The sequence below is a fragment of the Sediminicola luteus genome (genome assembly GCF_002514735.1).
Classification (GTDB): Bacteria; Bacteroidota; Bacteroidia; order Flavobacteriales; family Flavobacteriaceae; genus HQA918.
On the sequence record NZ_NBWU01000005.1, the window covers coordinates 287898 to 306055 of the forward strand.

Here is an 18158-nt window from a genome sequence, read left to right on the forward strand (position 1 = left end):
GTTCGTTCTGGCAAACAATCTAAATCCATATCACTATGAAAAAAATGATTTTACCTGGCTTTTTAAGCTATTTTCTTTGCGTATTTATGGCCTATGCCCAAAGTGAACCCAATTCATTCTATGTTAACAAAGGTACTTGGGAATTAAGCGGAAATATGGCCCTATCCTTTGCCGATTCGTATACCGATTCCGGGCAATCTGATAATGACTTAAATAGTTTTGGTCTTTCACTAATGCCCGAGTTAGGTTATGCCATAGCAGATCAACTTACCCTGGGAGCAGGGATAGGGTTTGTCTACAATACATCTAAGAATAATAATGGAATTTCGAAACAAGAAGATAATTATCGCAGTTTACGTTTTGCACCCTTCGTTAAAAAATATATCCGCGTGGCGAAACCTTTGTATTTTACCTTAAAAGGGTCTGCTTCTTATGAAACCGGAAAGCAAGAACACTTTGATAATGGACAAAAAAATGGCGAAAACAACTTTGATAACTGTGCCGTGGGCGTCTCACCGGGGGTATCGGTTTTTTTGAATGATAGATTTGCCTTTCAATCGCAAATAGGGTTTTTGGGATATCGCCATCATAAAACGGAAGCTCCAAATGGAGGAAAAAGTAGGGTAGACCGGTTCAGCCTCGATTTTAATACCACCCAATTTTTCTTTGGGTTGGCGTATTATTTCTAAACAACGGAAACATGTAATCCAACGCTTAATGGGAGGTGCAACGTACAAAGCACCTCCCTTTTTTTGGTATGGACTCGAAGTTATCGGGCAGATTTTCCGATTTTTGCTACCTTATCGCTAATTTCAGTTTTCCTTGATTGCAAAATCGACCATAGATGCCGTTTACGATACCGCCCGGGTAGAGGAGGTTATCGGCGATTTTGTGCAACTCAAAAAATCAGGTGCCAACTTTAAAGGCCTTAGCCCTTTTTCCGATGAGCGTACCCCAAGTTTTATGGTGTCGCCCGTAAAACAGATTTGGAAGGATTTTAGTAGTGGTAAAGGAGGTAATGTGGTCGCTTTTTTGATGGAGCACGAACACTTTACCTATCCGGAAGCCATAAAATACTTGGCCAAGAAATACAATATTGAGATAGAGGAAACCGAACAGAGCCAAGAAGATAAGGCTGCCGCTTCGGAAAAGGAAAGTATGTACTTGGTCTCAGAATTTGCCCAAAAACATTTTTCCGAAACCCTATGGCGTTCCGAACCAGGCAAGGCCATCGGCTTAACCTATTTCAAGGAACGGGGTTTTACCACCGAAACCATCGAAAAATTCGGTTTGGGCTATTGCTTGGACGAATGGGACGGTTTTACCAACGCTGCTTTAAAAAAAGGCTACAAACTGGAGTTTTTGGAGAAAACGGGCCTGACTATCGTAAAGGAGGCCGGTACGGACCGTCAGCGGACTTTCGACCGTTTTAAGGCAAGGGTCATGTTCCCAATCCATTCCATGAGTGGGCGTGTACTCGGGTTCGGGGGGCGTATTCTTACCAACGATAAAAAGGCCGCCAAATACCTGAATTCGCCCGAAAGCGAGATCTATCATAAGAGTAAGGTGCTCTATGGTATCTATTATGCCAAGCAGGCCATTGCCAAAGAAGATGTCTGTTATTTGGTAGAAGGCTATACCGATGTGATCCAATTGTACCAAAGGGGGATACATAATGTAGTGGCTTCCAGTGGTACCGCCCTTACCCCCGAACAAATCCGTTTGATCGGTAGGCTTACCAATAATATTACCGTGCTCTTCGATGGCGATGCTGCCGGAATGCGGGCCTCGTTGCGCGGGGTCGATTTAATCTTGGAACAGGGCCTGAACGTTCGGGTGTGTACTTTTCCGGAAGGCGAAGATCCCGATAGTTATGCCAAAAACCATTCTTACGAAGAAGTAAAGGATTTTTTGGAAAACAATGCCAAGGATTTTATCCAGTTTAAAACCTCTTTGTTGTTTGCAGAAACGGCACACGATCCCATTAAAAAGGCAGAGACGGTCCGCGATATCGTAAGCAGTATTTCCAAAATTCCCGATCGCATCAAACAAGAAATCTACATACAGGAATGTGCCCGTATGCTCGATGTTTCGGAAGAAGTGCTTTTCAATACTTTGGCCCAAAATCGTAAAAAGGAAATTAATGCAGCGGTAAAAGAGGCAAAAAAGGACAAAGAAAAGGCCTTTGAGGTGGTTAAGAACGAACCCCAACGCCCCCAGGTAAACCAACAGGCCTTGCTCGAACGCAAAATATTGGAGTTGCTGTTACTCTACGGTAATATGGAGGCCGAATTCGAAGATCTGATTCTAAAAGAAGACGATAAAGGGGAATTGGCTCTGGAACCCGAAATGGTATCGGCAAAAGTGTATGAGAAAATCTATTTGGATCTTCAAGAAGACGAGATTGGTTTTACACATGGCAATTTTCAAGCTATATTCGGACTTATAGTTCAGGAGATGAACCAAAACCCCGAATTTAATATGGGGCAGTTCCTTTCCGATAAAGATATTGGCTTGGTCGAAGAGATTTCATCCATTCTTATGGAAGACGAAAAATATGTACTCCACGAATGGGAAAAGAAAGAAATATATCCTAAATCAAAAGAAGTGGGCGTGGCCCAGATTGTTAGTGAGACCATACTTACCCTACGCTGTGTTCTCGTAAAAAAGCAGATTTCTGAACTTCAGGCCAATTTGGCCCAGGGCCCGGAAGCCGATAATAGTGGTATATTAGAAGAGGTTTTGGGTTATATCCAACTCAATAAGATTTTGAGTAAAAAGCTCAACCGGGTTATGGCTTAACATATTCTCAAAAAGTATCGGGCAATGGCTACTTTACTTATCCCATTTCTGAAGAGGTGCCCATTATCACCATCATTTGGCCGGTTCCGATACTATTATTTCATTCAAGTGCCATTTTTTAGGCTCAATAAGGAATAAAAAGTACATTAGGGCGACAATCTTCACATTATGAATATCGTACTTGCTCCCGATTCCTTTAAAGAATGTCTCTCGGCTACCGAAGTGGCCCAGGCCATGGCCCAAGGCATTTTAGAAGTGGTGCCCGAAGCCAACATAAAACAGATTCCCATTTCCGATGGGGGAGAAGGCCTTTTAGATGCCTTGGTGCTTCCTTTAGGAGGTACTATAAAAAGTACGGAGGTACAAGATCCCTTAGGGCGATTGATCACAGCCGAATACGGCCTACTGCCCGATGGCAAAACCGCTGTAATCGAAATGGCCAAAGCATCCGGACTCGAATTACTGACCCCCGCCGAGAAAAATCCCTTGATTACCACTACCTATGGTACGGGTCAATTGGCACGGGCGGCCTTAGATCAAGGTTGTGACCGATTTATTCTGGGAATAGGTGGTAGCGCCACCAACGATGGGGGCGTGGGTATGGCCCAGGCCTTAGGCTATCGGTTTTTGGATGGCGAAGGGAATGAGTTACCCCCTGGAGGCGGTAGTTTGGGTAATTTGGTCACTATAGATTCCAGCCATGTAGACCCTCGAATAAAAAACGCAAGTTTTACGGTGGCTTGCGATGTATCCAATCCTTTTATTGGAGCCACCGGGGCTTCAAAAATATATGGTCCACAAAAAGGTGCCAAGCCCGATATGGTTGAACTTTTGGATGCTAATCTGCAGCATTTAGCCGAAACCATTTCCCAACAATTGAAAGTTGATATTGCCCAAGTGCCCGGATCGGGTGCGGCTGGAGGTTTGGGAGGAGGACTGTTGGCTTTCTTCCAAGGACATTTGAAACAGGGCATAGAATTGATATTACAGACCCTAGAACTTGACAAACATCTCCAAAATGCCGATCTGGTATTTACCGGCGAAGGTAAGATCGACGGACAAACCCTTTATGGTAAAACCATTGCTGGTTTGGGACGATTGGCCCAAAAACATAATGTACCGGTGATAGCTGTTGCAGGAAAACTGGGCGAGGGTAGCGAAAACTTGGCCCAAATTGGCGTTACGGCCAGTTTTTCAATAGTTAATGGTCCAATGACCTTATCCGATTCCATGGCCAATGCGGGCCCTTTGATTCAAAAACAACTGAGCCAGATTATGCGTTGTATTACACTTTCTATAAAGTAAAACCCCTAGGCCTACGATAGTATTTTGACTAGTTTTTAGCATCTATTTAGGTCAAATGTCATAATAGTATCGAAAACGGTATTAAAATAACTGGATTTCATCCCTATTAATTTGCTCCTTTGTCACAATGCTAATGATAGCAGTTAATTGTAAAGTGTCATGGGAGAACTTCAAATTAATAAAAGTAGGTTGTTGTGGGCCAGTTTTTTTACCATTGTGGCGGCCGGGGTCGGCTTTGCCGTTCGTGGGGCCATTTTGGTAGATTGGGCCAATGAGTTCGGTTTTACCATGACCGAATTGGGCACCATAACCGGTGGTGGATTCGTGGGTTTTGGACTAATAATCATTTTATTCAGTCTTATTGCGGACAAAATCGGTTACAAAAAACTGATCGTACTGGCCTTTGTACTTCATTTTCTTTCCTTGGTCATTACCGTTGCCACGGCCTATGTATTTGAGAATATGGGACGCGAGGCAGCCTACTGGTGCCTGTATTCGGGTACCTTTTTGTTTGCCGTGGGTAACGGGGTCTGTGAATCGGTGATCAATCCGTTGGTAGCCAGTTTGTACCCGAAACAGAAAACCCATTACTTGAATATTTTACATGCCGGTTGGCCCGGGGGAATGATCCTTGGAGGGATTCTTTCCATTGCTTTTGGCGATATGGTTTCTTGGGAGGTATTGATGTCGTTCTTCTTAGTCCCCGTATTGATCTACGGTTTCATGATTGCCAAAGAAAAATTCCCGGTATCGGAGGCGAAGGCGGCTGGAGTACCTTTTAAAGAAATGCTGGCGCAATTCGCTTCCCCGATCTTAATACTACTTGTGGTACTTATGGTCTTGGTAGGTTATGTAGAACTGGGCACTGACAGTTGGATCCAGAATATTACCGGAAACATATTACAAAGCGGCACCAAAGGGGTGTTGCTCTTTATCTACACCTCGGCCCTCATGTTCGTGCTTCGGTTTTTTGCAGGGCCCATAGTACATAAAATATCCCCCTTGGGATTATTGTTTTTAAGTGCGGTTCTGGGTACCATAGGCCTTTACATTCTCGGTAATTCCACTACGGGAATGATCATGGTGGTGGCCGTAACCATTTATGGTATAGGTAAAACCTTCTTTTGGCCCACTATGCTGGGTGTGGTGGGCGAGCGTTACCCGAAAGGGGGCGCCGTTACCATGGGTATAATCGGTGGAGTAGGCATGCTTTCTGCCGGATTGTTGGGTGGCCCCGGAATAGGGTACAAGCAAGATTATTTTGCTTCTGAACAGATTAAGACCACGGCTCCGGATGCTTATGACCGGTATAAGGCCGATCATGAAAACAGCTTTTTGTTTTTTAAAGGTATTCAAGGTTTAGACGGTGCCAAGGTGGCCATTTTAAACGATGGTGGTGCCCAATTGGAAACCGATAAACAGAATTGGGAGAAAACCGGAAAATCATTGGCTGAGAACGCCAACCTTACCCAATTGGATCAATGGTGGCAAAGTGCCAAAACGGATGCGAACCAAGACAAGAATCCTATACAACAAGCTGGGTTCTATGGGGCCGGAAAAGCGGTGGTTGTCACGGCCTTGGTGCCTTTGGTCATGGCGCTGGGTTACCTCTTTTTAATCCTGTATTTTAAACGGAGGGGAGGCTACAAACAATTAGAGATTTAATCAAGAAACTATAATATTTAAAACGGAATATCATGCCAAATCCATGGACGGGGATAGGAAACCCCTATACAAAACAAGAAGTAAGGGATAGGTTGCAGGCTACCTTGGATCAGAAAAAGGCCATTATCGCCGCTGGTGCCGGAACGGGTATCAGTGCCAAATTCATCGAAAAAGGTGGGGCCGATCTATTGATTATCTATAATTCTGGGCGTTTTCGTATGTCCGGACACGGATCTACCGCCGGAATGATGGCTTATGGCGATGCCAATGCCGTAGCCATGGAAATCGGGGAGTTCGAAGTGTTACCCGTGGTAGAGGAAATACCTGTAATCTGTGGTGTTCATGGTAGTGACCCCAGAAGACGTATGTGGCACTGGTTGGGCAAGGTAAAGGATATGGGCTTTTCAGGGGTAAACAACTTTCCGACCCATTCCATTATAGACGGCCACTTTAGAAATGTGCTCGAAGAGACCGGAATGAGCTTTCAAAAAGAAGTGGAAATGGTGCGATTGGCCACTAAAATGGACCTTTTTTCCATTGTGTATGTAGGTAAACCGGAGGAAGCGGTACAAATGGCCGATGCCGGGGCCGATGCGGTTATCGCCCACGTAGGTACCACGGTAGGTGGTTCTATTGGGGTTACAGGGGCTACCTGTGGTATGGACGAGGCTATTGATCGTACCCAAAGTATTATCGAAGCAGTGAAAACAGCCAAACCCGATACCTTTTTCTTGGCTCATGGAGGGCCCATAAACACCCCGGAAGATGTACGTGTGATCTTGGATAAGACCGATGCCGATGGTTTTGTCGGGGCTTCTTCCCTAGAACGTATGGGTGTAGAGGCTTCTTTGACCCAACTTACCCGAGATTTCAAGGCTTTGACCCTCAACCGTTAATCTATGGCTACCGGTTATACTTTCCGAAAATCTTCAGATGGTTGGGAAGAACAAGTGCTCGGGCGCGATCATCTATGGCATTTCCATCCGGAAATAACCACAATGGCCGATACGCTTTTGGTAAAAGTGACCATGCCCCCCAAAGGCTTTCACGATTTCCATAGGCATCCCGAGATGAACGAGATACTGTACATTCTAAAAGGAACGGCCGAACAATGGGTCGAAGATGAAATGCAGCTGTTACAGGCGGGCGATTCGGTTTACATGGATCCCGATGTGGTGCATGCCACCTTTAATGCCGGGGATACCGATTTGGAATTTTTGGCCATTCTGGCCCCCAAAGCAGGTTGGGAAGCCGGAACCATTGACGAATATAAGAACGAACCCTATTGTAATTATAGGAAGGATTAGTAAATAAAAATGAATACTATGAAAGCCATCTTCAAGGCACTTATGGCCTTTGCTGCCATAGCCATTATGATTACCGCTTGCAAAACGGATAAAGGTCCGCTACCCCCACTTACCTATACCGGTGAGGAACCTAAGGTACAAGACCCTTTATCGCCAGAAGACTCGCAACGGCATATTCAGCTGCCCGAAGGTTTTGAAGCACAACTTTTTGCGGCTGAGCCCAATATCATAAATCCGATTGCATTTAGTTGGGACGAAAAAGGTAGATTGTGGGTAGTGCAATCCCAAGATTATCCGCATGGATTGGCCAACGATGTCGGTGGCGACCGTATTACCATTTGTGAAGACACCAATGGTGATGGTAAGGCAGATACCTTTACCGATTTTGCCACAGAACAAAGCCTTACTACCGGTATAACCATAGTCGATGGTGGTGCCATAGTGGCCCAAGCCCCGAATATGGTGTATTTGCAAGATACCGACGGTGACGATAAAATGGACAAAAGCACCATACTTTTCGATGGTTTTGGCACCTGGGATACCCATGCGGGACCCTCGAGCCTACGTTATGGGTTGGACAATAAAATCTGGGGTTCCGTGGGCTATTCCGGATTCGAAAACAGCTTCCAGGGTAAGAACGTAAACTTTAAAATGGGAGTGTTCAACTTTGGCCGCGACGGAAAATCGTTTGAGCCCGTAGGGCAGTTCAATAACAATACTTGGGGACTTGGATTTAACGAGAATTTTGAGATTTTCGGGTCCACGGCCAATAATAACCATGCCTGTTATGTGGGTATTCCATTGCGTTACTATGAGTATTTGGACAAAAGGCCAAAATGGGCCTTGAATGCCGATTTTATTCAAGGGCACTATGAGATTACCCCTGCCGATACCCTAATTCCATTACAACAGGTAGATGTACGTGGCGGCTATACGGCCGCAGCCGGAGCTAATTTCTATACTGCCCGTAATTACCCCAAGGCCTATTGGAACCAAATGTACGTTACCGAACCTACAGGGCATTTGGTGCACTTGGCCCGCATCGAAAAAGAGGGTGCTGGTTATACCGAAGTTGATGGGGGTAATATTTTTGCCAGTACTGATGCTTGGTCGGCTCCTGTGTTTGCTGAGACCGGGCCCGATGGTAATCTTTGGGTGGCCGATTGGTACAATCCCGTAATTCAGCATAACCCCGACAAAAGGGGGATGGAAAACCAAATCTGGAACGATGAAAAGGGCGATGGGAATGCCCACATTAATCCATTACGCGATAAGGGCCATGGTCGAATTTATATCATAACCCATGAAGATGGTGACGATTCCGATATCGAATCTTTGGAAGATGCCGATAACGACGAATTATTGGAAGCACTTTCCGACCCTAATATGTTTTGGCGAACTACCGCACAGCGGCTTATCGTAGAAGGCAACAAAAAAGAATTGATTCCGGAATTGGTCAAATTGGCCAAAAACAATGCCCAAATCGATGAAACCGGACTCAATGCCGGGGCCTTACATGCCCTGTGGACCTTAGATGGTTTGGGTGCTTTTGACAATGAGGAGCATATCTCCCTTTTATATGGGGCGCTTGGTAATAAAAGTTATGCCGTACAACGTGCCGCTATAGCCTTATTGCCGGCCACAACCGAGGCTTCGGAAAAGTTGGTGGCATCCGGTTTGTTGCAAACTTCTGATCTTAGATTATGTAAAAATGCGATTCTTAAGGCGGGTGAACTTCCTGAAACCGTTGAAATGTCCGCAGCCATGGAAACCCTTGCCAGCGTGGGTGTCAATAGTGAAGATAAGTGGCTCGATGCCGCGGTTAAAGTCTATCATCGCGAAAAGAATTTTGAATATGTAGAGGAAAAAGATGTGGATATGCTCTTAGGTAGTGCCCAAGAAGGCAAGGCGGTATGGAGCTATACCCAAGAAACCCCTGCAGAAGGTTGGAACCAAGTAGATTTTAACACTAGTAGCTGGAAAAAAGGGGAAGCCAAATTCGGAGGGAAGAAAACCTTTAAAAAGACCTTATGGTCTACCCAAGATATTTATCTCCGTCGCGAATTTACCCTAAAAGAAACCCTAGAGGAGCCCGTAATCAAAATTGCCCATGACGATGGTTATTCCATATATATCAATGGGGAATTATTGGTGAGCGAAGAAGGTGCCAGTGGAAAACATAAGTACATTAAACTCGATAAGGAAAAAGGAAAATTATTTAAAAAAGGGAAAAACCTTATCGCCGTCCATTGCCATGACAACGGGGGGGAGCGTTATATAGATGTTGGTATCGGTACGGTGCGCAAACCTGTACCAGATGTAACCTTTAACCTAAAGACAGTCAACCAAAAAATGGCCTTTGATAAAACAGTTCTCGAGGCAACTGCGGGTCAGTTGATCGAGATCAAATTGGCCAATCCGGATCAAATGTCGCATAACCTGGTGGTAATTGATAAAGGAAGTACGGAAGCCTTTGGTAAAATGGTCGATGACTTTATGCAAAAACCAGAAGCGGCCAAAATGGGTTATGTGCCCAAATCGAGATATGTTTTGGGTGCCACCCCCATGCTGGAACCTGGTGAATCGGGTTCGGTAATGGTGCGTTTACCCAATGTACCCGGTAGGTATCCGTTTGTATGTACCTTCCCAGGGCACTGGCGTATGATGCAGGGGGTAATAATCGTAAATGCCCCCGGCAGTTATATTTCCAAGGATGAAAGAGCCCCAAAAATAAGTATGATGGGCGGGGGCGGTTCCCACGATTTCCTGAGATTTTTTGGAATACAGGATGGTAAGACCTTGAGTTTGGATGGCACCAATACCGTTATTTACACTGAAAACGGTAAGGAGCTGGAAGACCTTCTCCCTGTAACTGATGTATTGCATATTTCGAACAACAAACCCTTTGGCGCTACTACCCAAGAAGCTATTTTCAATAGGGTAAATGAAGGTATGGCCATGCTTATCTATCATCCCAGTACTTGGTATAACTGGCAAGATTGGCCCAAATACAACAAAGAACTGGTTGGGGGCGGATCCCGTTCCCACGAAAAATTACAGACTTTTGAAGTCAAGGTGGTTAAGCCGAACCATCCCATTATGAAAGGGGTACCGGCCAAGTTCAGGATTTTTGATGAATTATACCGTTGGGAGCAAGACCCAGAAGGTACCGATATCGAAGTTTTGGCCATGGGCCGCGGACTGGAATCGGGCGATGAGTTTCCGGTGGTTTGGATCGTAAAACACCCGAAGTCCAAAATTGTGGCCAACACCTTGGGCCACGACGAAAGGGCACATGATATAAAGCCATATCAAACCATACTTAAAAACAGTATCCAATGGGTGCTGCCACAATAACCTACACCCAGGTAATCGTATTAGATTAAAGGTGTAGTTTGTTTGAGTCGTGAGGTCGTTCCGTTTGGGGCGACCTTTTTTTAACGCATACTGCGATAGCCTTGTCTGTATTTAAAAGGATTGGTGCCCACGATACCCCTAAATTTTTTATTGAAATTAGAAAGGGTCTTGTAGCCACATTCATGGGCAATCTGAAGAATGGAAAGGTCGTTGGTTTGTAATAGTTTGCAGGCCAGCCCGATACGCAGTTCCGCCACGAATTCAGAAAAGGTCTTATTGGTATGCGATTTAAAATACCGACTGAACGAGGTGGGGGAGAGGTTGGCCAGGGCGGCCACTTCATCTAAGCGTATATCCCCTTTAAAATGGTCCAAAATATAGGCATGTATGCGCTGCATGCGTTTCGAATCGGCATCGGTAACCGTATTCAAATAACCTTCCTTGTTTATATAGGTCAAATCTGGGGTTTCTGAAAGTTGGTGCAAGATTTTCAACAGGCTAAGTACCCCTTCGAACCCATGTTGGGTAAGCATTTCCAACATTTGGCCCTCTACTTGGTCTCTGGTATTACCCAAGACTTCAAGCCCTCTATGGGCGCGATCCAATAACTTTTGAATGCCCTCCATTTCTTCTTTGGCCAAAAAAGCATCACCTAGAAAATCAAATGAAAAATAGATCACCACACAACGGGTACGCAATCCTTGATTATCAAAATAGATATCATCGTTACGCCAAACATGGGGTAGGTTAGATCCGGTAAGTACCATATCGCCTGCCTCAAAATGTTTTATGTCATCGCCAACGAAACGTGTACCGGTACCCTCCAATACAACCACCAATTGATATTCTTCGTGAAAATGCCAATAGGGATCGAAATAAGGGGCCACCAAATCATACATAGTATATGACTTGGATGCCTTAATCGGTAATTTGCGTATGGCTTGCTTCATTTTATCATCTGTTGACGAGTAAATATACGTTTTAAAGACAAAATAAAGGTGGTTGTGTGTCTTTAAAATGGGGTGTGATGGCACTAAATTTTCTAGGTATTATGGCATGCCAATGGTTGGTCGGTTTGCCTTATCTTTAGCCTTCTTTCTTGGTGTTAATGCCTTGCCCTATGCGTAAATATGTTTTTCTTTGGTTGGCCCTAGGAGTAGTAGTTCAAATCCGGGCCCAAGACTTGCCTTCCCAATTTGAAAAAGGGAATACTATGGTCTCTGCTACTTTTCATTTAAAGCATTCCGAATCGGAAAATGAACCTAGGTTGTTCCAAACCCTCGATGGTTCTTATACTTTGGATTGGGGAGTAGACATGAAAGCCGGAAAATTTATAAAGAAGGATTTTGTGTTGGGTGGGGGTATTTTTTATGATCAACAACTAAAAGAGCGGCAATACGAAGGCGACAATGGCGCGGTCACCGACGATTTGTTGTCTAAGGAATATGGGGTAGCTCCTTATATAAGAAACTACTTGCCTATTGGTAATGGTCGGTTTAGTATTTTTAATGAAACCAGTTTACAGTTCACTTATGGCCGCAGTGTTCGTCAAATAGAAGATGCCTTGGAATTGGACAGATATGTGGTGGATTCCTATGGGTTAACATTGGGACTACAGCCGGGAATTTCAGTTTATATTACCAAAAATGTCGGTTTTGAGTTGGGCACCTCGGTCTTGGGCATTAGTTCAACCTATTCCAAAGGGGAATTGAACGGCGACGGGGACAATGCCTCGACCAAATTTACCAACCAGGTTAGTTTTGAGGTGGACCTGTTAAAGTTGTTTTTAGGAGTAACCTTTTATTTGCCCCCAAGATCATGAAAAATATAGTTGTCTCGGTACTAAGTGTAGCTTTTTTGTGGTCATGTGTTAGTGAAGATCATTTCGGTAAATCAGGGAAAGCTTTAATTCAAACTTTTGAATTGGAAGGTCAGGTGGGTACCACTGTCATAGATAATGAGGCCTTAACGATTGCCGTTTCGGTAACGGACCAGCAGATCGATTTAAATTTGGCACCAACCGTTATTGCCGTTTCAAATTTTGCACAGGTAGCCCCCAAGGTTAACGAAGTACAAGATTTCTCAATGCCCGTAAGTTATACCGTTACAGCCGAAAACGGGGTAACCAATACCTATACCGTAACTGTAGAACGGAGTGGCCCCGATGCCCAACTCGATAATACTTCTTTCGAAGATTGGTATACGGCTACCTCCTTAGGTAAATCTTTTGAACAACCGGGTAGCTCTAAAACAACTACCATATGGGATACGGCCAATGCGGGCTTGGTTTTGGGCGGAGCAGACCCGAATACCAAACCTGTAGAAAAAACGGCCGATTCTTTAGGGGTTCAAATGGTAACCGTTGCGGCTCCGGCCTTGGTGCGTTTGGCTGCGGCTACGATTTTTACGGGTAAGTTCACTGAAGATTTTCCCAGTGTGTCCGATCCACGGTCCAATATTGAATTGGGCACCCCTTTTCAAGGTAGACCGCTTAGCTTTTCGTTTGAATATACGTATATACCGGGTGCGGAAAATGCCGATACCGATGGGCAACCCTTACCCTATGGCGATCAATGCGATATTTATCTTTTGTTGGAAAACCGCGAAGGGAGCCAAACCCTAAGGGTAGGCACGGCTTGGTTTAGGAGTGGGGAGAGTGTTTCGGATTGGAAAAAAGAACTAGTTCCGGTCAAATATGGTGAATTGCCAGCTAGTGACCCTTGGTATGCCTATGCCCAACCCCAATCCGGTGAAAGTTGGGGAACCGGCGAGGAGCCTATAACCCATATTTCTGTTTTGGCCACTTCCAGCTTTGAAGGCGACTTTTTTAAAGGTGCCATAGGTAGTGAGTTACGTTTGGATAATATCTATTTGGGGTATTGAGTGGCATAAAAATCCTTTAATAACCATTACCATAAATAAGGAAACTCGGGTTTTCAATCTTCCGAAAAACAAAAAGCCAACCTGTCGGTTAGCTTCCTTGCTTGATGTGACCGCGGGAGGATTGCCCATAGGCCTCCTCACAAAGCTCCGCTTTGAAAATAGTACGAACAAAAAAACGCTCAAGCGAACTTGGCGTTTTTTCTTATCGAACTATTTATTCGTGACCGCGGGAGGATTCGAACCCCCAACCCTCAGAGCCGAAATCTGATATTCTATCCAGTTGAACTACGCGGCCAGTATGTCTTTTAAAAATTCTCGACCTGCGCCCGATTTCAGGTATTTCTCCCTTAATCTGGCCTCTTGCCGAGTTTCAAATATTTCATGGTAAACCAAAACCCAAGGCATATATCCTTTAGTAGATTTAACTTTACCACCGTTGTGTTGACTAAGTCTTAACTCAAGATTCTGGGTCATACCCTTGTACAATCTTCCGTCAACTTCACTTTTAAGAACGTAAACATAATGTTTTTCTGCCATAGAAATCTGATATTCCCTGCCTGCCGGTCAGGCAGGTATCCAGTTGAACTACGCGGCCAGTATGTCTTTTAAAACTTCCCGGCCTGCGGCCGATTTCAGGTATTTCTCCCTTGATCTGGCCTCTTGCCGAGTTTCAAATATTTCATGATAAACCAAAACCCAAGGCATATATCCTTTTGTAGATTTAACCTTACCACCATTGTGTTGACTAAGTCTTAACTCAAGATTCTGGGTCATACCCTTGTACAATCTTCCGTCAACTTTACTTTTAAGAACGTAAACATAATGTTTTTCTGCCATAGAAATCTGATATTCCCTGCCTGCCGGTCAGGCAGGTATCCAGTTGAACTACGCGGCCAGTATGTCTTTTGGGGTTACCCCAGTTTTTCTTTTACGATTTTAGAAATGGTCTTGCCATCTGCTTGGCCAGCCAATTCTTTGTTTACCGCACCCATAACCTTGCCCATGTCCTTCATGTTTGTAGCACCTAAGGCATCGATGGTCATAACCACTACCTTTTCGATTTCTTCCTCAGATAATTGCTCTGGGAGGAATTTTTCTAAAACGGCAACCTGTGCCAATTCCGGTTCGGCCAAATCGTTGCGGCCTTGCTCGGTAAAAATGGCGGCACTGTCCTTACGCTGTTTTACCAACTTTTGGACAAGCTTAATCTCGTCGGTTTCGGTGAGTTCAGCACTACCTGCTTCCGACTTTTGTAACAACAAGGCCGACTTGATGGCACGAAGGGCTTCCAAGGCAACAGTGTCCTTGGCCTTCATGGCGGCCTTCATTTCTTCCATAACACGTGATTGTAACGACATGCTTGCTGTTTTTTAAGGCCACGAATATAAAAAATAAACCCGAGAAAGTAGGTTCCCGGGTTTTATATTTATTCGAATTAAGGTCGTTGAAACATGGTCTAATCTACATTATCGTGTAGAAAGGAATTATTAGAGCGCAATTGTAGGTCATCATTACTGTCTTCGCCCAAACTGGTACGCGAAACATTGCGTTCTTCTGGCCCTTCACTAAGATTGATACCCTGACGCTTGTAAGCAGGTTCCTTTTCAATCTCATCGATTCGCTTGTTCAAGCCTTGGAATTTATAGTTGAAATCTTTTAGGCTTCTGCGTCTTTCTTCGGCCCTGCGACGTAATACCTCTTTGATTGGTACTTCGGTTGGGTCAACATCTACATGGTCTGAATTGGCATCGGTCTCAGGAAGCACTTTTTTCTCAAAAACCAATTCGTCGTCAACGATTTTTGGGTCAAAATTCTCGGCCTTCGATTTGGCACCGGTCAATTTGGCTTCTAAATCCATATAATCGTCCAAACTGTATCGGGTTTCGCCTTCTTTATTGTATTCCAAAACAGGTACTACTTCTATATGGTCGGTTACCTGCACTTGGTTTACCTCTTCTTCGGCATCTAAATCGAAGGTTACCTCTAGTCTTTCGTCTTCTTGATCCTTAGGCCCCTGTTGGTTTAACGGCATGTCAAAACTCAGGGTAATCTGGTCTTCCTCCTTTTTGGGCTTTACCACTTCGGCATCGATTACCTCGATGTTTCGTATGTTTTCTTGGGCATCTACAATTACGAAATGCTCGGTAATATCCTCAGGTACTACCTCTTCATAGAATACATTGAAATTACGGATGTAGTTGGTAGTCGGAATCAAATTGGGGTCGGCTTGTGGCTGGGCCGGAGCCTCAGGTTCCACTTCATCTTCCAATACCAAGGTGTGTTTTATAATGGTTTCCTTCTCCTCTACGATTGGGGCTACTGGAGGCGCTTGAACCACAGGGGTTGGGGCTACGTTTTCTACCGAGGCCTGTGGGCTTGGAGTAGGGGTTACCGGTGGTTGGGCCTGTAACTCTTCCAAGGAGTGCACGATTTTTTTCGATTCGGTGTTTACAATGGTGTCTTGTTGGTCTACATTGAACCCGGTAGCGATTACGGTAACTGCAATGGCATCGCCCAAGGCATCTTCCTCACCCACACCCATGATGATGTTGGCGCCATAACCGGCTTCGGTCTGGATAAAGTCATTGATTTCACCGATCTCATCGATGGTAATTTCCTGGCTACCGGAAACGATGAGCAAGAGTACGTTTTTGGCCCCGGTAATTTTATTATCGTTAAGTAAGGGCGAGTCCAAGGCCTTCATAATAGCTTCCTGGGCGCGGGAAGAGCCTGAGGCATGGGCAGAACCCATTATTGCCGTACCGGAATTGGATAGCACTGTCTTGGCATCTCGAAGGTCAATGTTCTGGGTATAGTGGTGGGTAATAACCTCGGCTATACCTTTGGCGGCTGTTGCCAAAACTTCATCTGCCTTAGAGAAGCCTGCCTTAAAGCCTAGGTTACCATAAACTTCACGGAGCTTATTGTTGTTGATGACTATGAGCGAGTCTACATTGTCCCGTAATTTTTCGATACCCAATTGGGCTTGATCGCAACGCATTTTACCCTCGAACTGAAAAGGAATGGTAACGATACCAACCGTAAGTATGTCTAGTTCGCGGGCTTGTTTGGCAATCATAGGTGCGGCCCCGGTACCGGTACCACCACCCATTCCGGCGGTAATAAATACCATTTTGGTATTGGTGCCTAACATATTCTTGATGTCCTCCATGCTCTCAATGGCGGCTTGTTCACCAACATTAGGGTTGGCACCTGCCCCCAATCCTTCGGTTAGGGATACGCCTAATTGGATCTTATTGGGAACGGAACTGTTTTGAAGTGCTTGGGCATCGGTATTACAGATAACGAAATCTACTCCCTTGATCCCAGCCTGGAACATATGGTTGATCGCGTTACTACCGCCTCCGCCTACACCTATAACCTTGATTACGTTGCTTTGGTTTTTAGGAAGGTCGAAGGAGATGTTCTCAAATTCAGTGTTCTTGCTCATGTTGTAACTGATTTCCGGTTTTGTGTTTTGTGTTGGTGATACTGGTTGTTATTCGGCGTTGTCCAAAAAGTCTTTCAACTTATCGGTCCAACGTTCAAAAATAGATTTACGGGGCCCTCCGTAATGTGCTTGGGTCTCTTGGGTTCCGCCCTCCAATACATCTGCGGTCTCCAATTGTGCTTCCGGTGAAGCGGCAGCTTCTTCTTCCTGTAATTGCTGCTTTTCCTCATTTCTGATGGCATCCATCAATAATCCTACGGCAGTGGCGTATAACGGACTCGCAATATCTTCATCAGAGTCGCCTGCCAAATGCTCGTTGGGGTATCCAATACGGGTATCCATCCCGGTAATATATTCTACCAATTGTTTTAAATGTTTCAACTGGCTGCCCCCACCGGTCAATACAATACCGCCGATGAGTTTTTTCTTCTGGTCTTCGTGCCCGTAGTTCTTGATTTCTACATAGGCTTGCTCGATAATCTCCACTACTCGGGCGTGAATGATTTTCGATAGGTTTTTTAAGGTGATTTCCTTGGGTTCGCGACCACGTAATCCGGGAATGGAAACGATCTCGTTGTCCTTGTTTTCACCGGGCCATGCCGAACCAAAGCGTACTTTTAATAATTCGGCCTGTTTTTCTATGATGGAACAACCTTCTTTAATGTCTTCCGTAATAACGTTGCCCCCGAAAGGGATTACAGCGGTATGGCGAATGATGCCATCTTTGAAAATGGCCAAATCGGTGGTGCCGCCCCCTATATCGATCAAAGCCACACCGGCTTCTTTTTCTTCTTGACTGAGTACGGCGTCTGAAGAGGCCAAAGGCTCCAAGGTAATGCCCCCTAGATCCAATCCGGAACTCTTGATACAACGCCCTACGTTTTTGATAGAGGATACTTGCCCAACCACTACATGGAAGTTGGCTTCTAATCGGCCCCCGTACATGCCCATAGGTTCTTTGATCTCGGCCTGGCCATCTACCTTGTATTCCTGTGGTAGTACATGTATGATCTCCTCACCCGGAAGCATCACCAATTTATACACTTGGTTGCAAAGGTTGTCCAGGTCTTCATGGTTTATGACCTTTTCGGAATCTTGTCGGGTAATATAATCGCTGTGTTGTAGGCTACGGATATGTTGTCCGGCAATACCGACCACTACCGATCCTATCTTTAGGCCAGCATCTGCCTCGGCTTGGGCCACTGCTTGTTGTATCGATTGAATGGTTTGGGTAATGTTGTTCACCACCCCGCGGTGAACCCCAAGGCTTTTAGATTTACCCACACCCAAAACCTCGATCTTACCATATTCGTTTTCACGACCGATTATGGCCACGATCTTGGTGGTACCTATGTCCAACCCTACTGAATACTTAGCTTGTTCCATAC

15 protein-coding genes and 1 tRNA gene are annotated in these 18158 nt (G+C 45.0%); 9 read left to right on the plus strand and 7 right to left on the minus strand.

Annotated features, from left to right (window positions below):
* The first annotated feature begins 35 nt into the window (after nt 1–35).
* The 7 genes from B7P33_RS16485 (at nt 36) to B7P33_RS16515 (ending at nt 10436) form a co-directional block, all read left to right on the plus strand.
* Nucleotides 36–689 (plus strand): porin family protein, encoded by a 654-nt coding sequence (locus tag B7P33_RS16485; protein WP_097443323.1) that lies wholly within the window; start codon nt 36–38, stop codon nt 687–689.
* 133 nt (nt 690–822) lie between these two features.
* Nucleotides 823–2802, plus strand: coding sequence for a DNA primase (dnaG, locus tag B7P33_RS16490; protein WP_097443324.1), 1980 nt, complete (start codon nt 823–825; stop codon nt 2800–2802).
* A gap of 168 nt (nt 2803–2970) precedes the next feature.
* On the plus strand, nt 2971–4107 hold the full coding sequence (locus B7P33_RS16495; protein ID WP_097443325.1) for a glycerate kinase: 1137 nt from the start codon (nt 2971–2973) through the stop codon (nt 4105–4107).
* Between the two features lie 159 nt (nt 4108–4266).
* Complete coding sequence (locus B7P33_RS16500) at nt 4267–5772, plus strand: MFS transporter (protein WP_097443326.1); 1506 nt, start codon at nt 4267–4269, stop codon at nt 5770–5772.
* A 32-nt stretch (nt 5773–5804) separates the two neighbouring features.
* Entirely contained in the window at nt 5805–6668 is an 864-nt protein-coding gene (locus tag B7P33_RS16505) for a phosphoenolpyruvate hydrolase family protein (protein ID WP_097443327.1), read from the plus strand.
* Between the two features lie 3 nt (nt 6669–6671).
* A complete protein-coding gene (locus tag B7P33_RS16510; RefSeq protein ID WP_097443328.1) occupies nt 6672–7079 on the plus strand; it encodes a cupin domain-containing protein in 408 nt (135 codons plus the stop codon).
* Nucleotides 7080–7097: 18 nt separating this feature from the next.
* Entirely contained in the window at nt 7098–10436 is a 3339-nt protein-coding gene (locus B7P33_RS16515) for a PVC-type heme-binding CxxCH protein (protein ID WP_172435979.1), read from the plus strand.
* 80 nt (nt 10437–10516) lie between these two features.
* Here the strand turns inward: B7P33_RS16515 and B7P33_RS16520 are convergent, their stop codons facing one another.
* Nucleotides 10517–11386 (minus strand): helix-turn-helix domain-containing protein, encoded by an 870-nt coding sequence (locus B7P33_RS16520; RefSeq protein ID WP_097443330.1) that lies wholly within the window; start codon nt 11384–11386, stop codon nt 10517–10519.
* A gap of 170 nt (nt 11387–11556) precedes the next feature.
* Between B7P33_RS16520 and B7P33_RS16525 the strand changes: the two genes are divergently transcribed.
* Complete coding sequence (locus tag B7P33_RS16525; RefSeq protein ID WP_097443331.1) at nt 11557–12258, plus strand: hypothetical protein; 702 nt, start codon at nt 11557–11559, stop codon at nt 12256–12258.
* Complete coding sequence (locus B7P33_RS16530) at nt 12255–13319, plus strand: PCMD domain-containing protein (RefSeq protein ID WP_097443332.1); 1065 nt, start codon at nt 12255–12257, stop codon at nt 13317–13319. Before B7P33_RS16525 ends, B7P33_RS16530 begins: the two co-directional genes overlap by 4 nt.
* Before the next feature lie 221 nt (nt 13320–13540).
* On the opposite strand, the gene B7P33_RS16535 is transcribed toward B7P33_RS16530, so the two are convergent.
* From B7P33_RS16535 to ftsA, 6 genes are all read right to left on the minus strand, one after another.
* Nucleotides 13541–13614, minus strand: a tRNA-Arg gene (locus B7P33_RS16535).
* A complete protein-coding gene (locus B7P33_RS16540) occupies nt 13605–13856 on the minus strand; it encodes a GIY-YIG nuclease family protein (RefSeq protein ID WP_097443333.1) in 252 nt (83 codons plus the stop codon). Before B7P33_RS16540 ends, B7P33_RS16535 begins: the two co-directional genes overlap by 10 nt.
* A gap of 48 nt (nt 13857–13904) precedes the next feature.
* Nucleotides 13905–14156 carry a GIY-YIG nuclease family protein gene (locus B7P33_RS16545; RefSeq protein WP_097443334.1) on the minus strand — a complete coding sequence of 84 codons (252 nt, stop codon included), beginning with the start codon at nt 14154–14156 and terminating at the stop codon, nt 13905–13907.
* A gap of 74 nt (nt 14157–14230) precedes the next feature.
* Nucleotides 14231–14677 carry a GatB/YqeY domain-containing protein gene (locus B7P33_RS16550; protein ID WP_097443335.1) on the minus strand — a complete coding sequence of 149 codons (447 nt, stop codon included), beginning with the start codon at nt 14675–14677 and terminating at the stop codon, nt 14231–14233.
* Between the two features lie 98 nt (nt 14678–14775).
* A complete protein-coding gene (gene ftsZ / locus B7P33_RS16555; RefSeq protein ID WP_097443336.1) occupies nt 14776–16770 on the minus strand; it encodes a cell division protein FtsZ in 1995 nt (664 codons plus the stop codon).
* Between the two features lie 48 nt (nt 16771–16818).
* Complete coding sequence (ftsA, locus tag B7P33_RS16560) at nt 16819–18156, minus strand: cell division protein FtsA (protein ID WP_097443337.1); 1338 nt, start codon at nt 18154–18156, stop codon at nt 16819–16821.
* Nucleotides 18157–18158: the final 2 nt, after the last annotated feature.

What these genes read in the sequence shown, in the direction of transcription:
- B7P33_RS16530 (WP_097443332.1), top strand. Translation starts at nt 12,255, where the DNA reads ATGAAAAATATAGTTGTCTCGGTACTAAGTGTAGCTTTTTTGTGGTCA.
- B7P33_RS16495 (WP_097443325.1), top strand. Translation starts at nt 2,971, where the DNA reads ATGAATATCGTACTTGCTCCCGATTCCTTTAAAGAATGTCTCTCGGCT.
- B7P33_RS16545 (WP_097443334.1), bottom strand. Translation starts at nt 14,156, where the DNA reads ATGGCAGAAAAACATTATGTTTACGTTCTTAAAAGTAAAGTTGACGGA.
- B7P33_RS16515 (WP_172435979.1), top strand. Translation starts at nt 7,098, where the DNA reads ATGAAAGCCATCTTCAAGGCACTTATGGCCTTTGCTGCCATAGCCATT.
- B7P33_RS16525 (WP_097443331.1), top strand. Translation starts at nt 11,557, where the DNA reads ATGCGTAAATATGTTTTTCTTTGGTTGGCCCTAGGAGTAGTAGTTCAA.
- B7P33_RS16510 (WP_097443328.1), top strand. Translation starts at nt 6,672, where the DNA reads ATGGCTACCGGTTATACTTTCCGAAAATCTTCAGATGGTTGGGAAGAA.
- B7P33_RS16500 (WP_097443326.1), top strand. Translation starts at nt 4,267, where the DNA reads ATGGGAGAACTTCAAATTAATAAAAGTAGGTTGTTGTGGGCCAGTTTT.
- B7P33_RS16485 (WP_097443323.1), top strand. Translation starts at nt 36, where the DNA reads ATGAAAAAAATGATTTTACCTGGCTTTTTAAGCTATTTTCTTTGCGTA.
- B7P33_RS16540 (WP_097443333.1), bottom strand. Translation starts at nt 13,856, where the DNA reads ATGGCAGAAAAACATTATGTTTACGTTCTTAAAAGTGAAGTTGACGGA.
- ftsZ (WP_097443336.1), bottom strand. Translation starts at nt 16,770, where the DNA reads ATGAGCAAGAACACTGAATTTGAGAACATCTCCTTCGACCTTCCTAAA.
- ftsA (WP_097443337.1), bottom strand. Translation starts at nt 18,156, where the DNA reads ATGGAACAAGCTAAGTATTCAGTAGGGTTGGACATAGGTACCACCAAG.
- B7P33_RS16550 (WP_097443335.1), bottom strand. Translation starts at nt 14,677, where the DNA reads ATGTCGTTACAATCACGTGTTATGGAAGAAATGAAGGCCGCCATGAAG.
- B7P33_RS16520 (WP_097443330.1), bottom strand. Translation starts at nt 11,386, where the DNA reads ATGAAGCAAGCCATACGCAAATTACCGATTAAGGCATCCAAGTCATAT.
- B7P33_RS16505 (WP_097443327.1), top strand. Translation starts at nt 5,805, where the DNA reads ATGCCAAATCCATGGACGGGGATAGGAAACCCCTATACAAAACAAGAA.